General features: G+C 55.3%; 2 protein-coding genes. Both read left to right on the forward strand.

What is annotated here, in order from left to right:
- Positions 1 to 68: 68 nt before the first annotated feature.
- Positions 69 to 620 carry a phage tail protein I gene (locus M2108_RS31290; protein WP_277473364.1) on the forward strand — a complete coding sequence of 184 codons (552 nt, stop codon included), beginning with the start codon at positions 69 to 71 and terminating at the stop codon, positions 618 to 620.
- A 12-nt stretch (positions 621 to 632) separates the two neighbouring features.
- Positions 633 to 1,876: hypothetical protein (locus tag M2108_RS31295; RefSeq protein ID WP_277473363.1), on the forward strand; the 1,244-nt coding region annotated here is incomplete at its 3' end.

The raw sequence follows: 1,876 nt of genomic DNA on the forward strand, positions 1-1,876 counted from the left end.
TACTGCCCTGACCCCGTTGCAGGTTGCGCAAGAGGGCACAACAACAATCAATTATGGAGGGTTAGTCGATGATTAAGCTGCAGACAGTGAGCCTGTTTGATCTGCTGCCACTGTCTATCCGGTCAGATTCGGCTATGGCAGCGGCCGCCGCAGCATTAGACGGCGAACTGCAGGAGACAACCGGTATGATTGCTGCGCTGGATATCTTCGGTCGGTCGGCGGTGTGGACGGATGCTGAAACTGATGAGCTGGCTTGGCAGTACAAGCCGCCTTATTATGACCCTGATTTGCCTTTGGAGCAAAAGCGGCTGCTGGTGCAGAACGCCATCCCTTTTCATCGCCATAAAGGGACGCCAGGAGCTGTAGAGGATCTGATTGCAATCCTTTTCGGCGAGGGGGCGGTCGAGGAGTGGTGGCAGTACGGCGGCGACCCGTATCACTTCCGGGTTGTCACGAACAATTCGGACGTTACCACCACTCGGGCGCAGGAGTTCGTCGCGGCGGTGGATGCCGTCAAACGCCTGTCCGCCGTCCTGGACAGCGTCACAATATCACAAGCTGAGGAGCTGCCGTTATATTTCGGCGGATTTTTGCATTTTGGAGAAACGATCACGATTTAAGGAGGGACGCAAGTGGCAGTTTTTGGAGGCATGACATTAACAAATAAAGGCCTCGTGCTGCAGGGCAAGGCGCAGGCGGGGGCGCAGCTTAATTACACCCGTATTGCTGTAGGGGATGGTTCGCTCACCGGACAGTCGATCCCGGCGCTGAATGGCTTGATATCCCAGAAAAAGAGCCTGTCAATTACCCGGCTCAAGACACTTCCCCCAAATAAAGTAACCGTTGGAACGGTCCTGCGGAATGCTGACGTAACAACGGGCTTTTATTGGCGGGAGGTCGGGCTGTTCGCGCAGGATCCGGATGCCGGGGAAATCCTTTATGCTTACGCAAATGCAGGAGTGACTGCAGATTATATTCCGCCGGGCGGCGGATCCGACATCATCGAAAAGCAGTTTGATGTTGTTGTGGTTGTCGGGACGGCGGCCAATATCAGCGCTACAATTGACCAGTCCCTGGTATTTGCCAAGAAGTCAGAACTGGACGTAGTAGACGCTGCGAAGGTAGACAAGGTATCCGGCAAAGGACTTTCAACTAATGACTACACCACAACCGAGAAAACGAAGCTGGCCGGGATCGCTACAGGAGCCGGCGGATCAGGAACGGCCACCGATACGGTAATTGGTAACCGCACGATTGCGGATACCACCGCACCAACCGGAGATGCAGGAACACTTACTACCTTGCTGGGCTGGCTGGCGAACATGATTAAGTCCATTACGGGGAAGCCATCTTGGAGGACAGCACCGGCTACAACACTAGAGGCGGCGAAGACGCATGCAGATGATACAACCCGGCACATCATTGCATCCGAGCGTACGGACTGGAACGCCAAGGAGACTACAACCGGATCTCAGACAAAGGCTACAGCGGCACAGAATGCTGCAATAGCTGCGGCAGCGACCGATGCAAGCTCTAAGGCCTCAGCGGCTCAATCGGCTGCAATAGCTGCAGCTGCTACAGATGCAACAACAAAAGCCAATGCGGTGCAATCCAATCTTAATACTCACACCGGGGATACCTCGATCCATACAACAGCATCAGAAAAGTCAAAGCTGGCCGGGATCGCTGCGGGAGCAGAGGTCAACCAGAACGCTTTTGCCACAGTGCGGGTCTCCGGGCAGGCTGATGTTGTGGCAGACGCTAAGAGCGATGTACTCACCCTGGCCGCCGGAACAGGGATTACAATCTCCACCGATGCAGCCTCTGATACGGTCACGGTTACGGCAACCGGCAACCAAACGCCGGGTGCTCACGC

The organism is Paenibacillus sp. PastM-3, assembly GCF_029893965.1.
In the GTDB taxonomy this organism is placed as follows: domain Bacteria; phylum Bacillota; class Bacilli; order Paenibacillales; family Paenibacillaceae; genus Paenibacillus_AQ.